The following is a 313-nucleotide window of genomic DNA, read 5'->3' as shown; positions in this document are numbered from 1 at the left end:
CCGCCGCACCGAGGTCGACACGCTGTTGGGAGCGGTGGCGGCCAGGCATTCAATTCCCTTTGTCAGCGTTGGAGACTGGCTGACGCGCTACAACCTCACCAAATCCATGGCCGACGGCGTCCACATGGCCCCCGAGGGGCACGCCGCGCTGGGCGGTCTGCTGGCGCAGCGGCTCGACGGGCTCGGTCTCCGGACCGCGGAATCGCCGACGGCGGCGTCCCCGGCTGCGTCCGAACGGGCAGCGTCGCTGGCAGCGTCCGAACGGGCGGCATCCCCGGCAGACCGCTGAGAGCGGCGCACGTTTCTTAAGCGG

General features: G+C 70.9%; 1 pseudogene. It reads left to right on the top strand.

Annotation, left to right across the window (positions count from 1 at the left end):
* A pseudogene (locus tag K789_RS25520) lies at nt 1-289 on the top strand (hypothetical protein); the annotation flags it as partial.
* Between the last annotated feature and the right edge of the window lie 24 nt (nt 290-313).

The organism is Arthrobacter sp. TB 26 (assembly GCF_000427315.1).
GTDB lineage: Bacteria > Actinomycetota > Actinomycetes > Actinomycetales > Micrococcaceae > Arthrobacter.
Note: the sequence above shows the minus strand (reverse complement) of the source record. Positions and strands in the feature narration are given on the sequence as shown.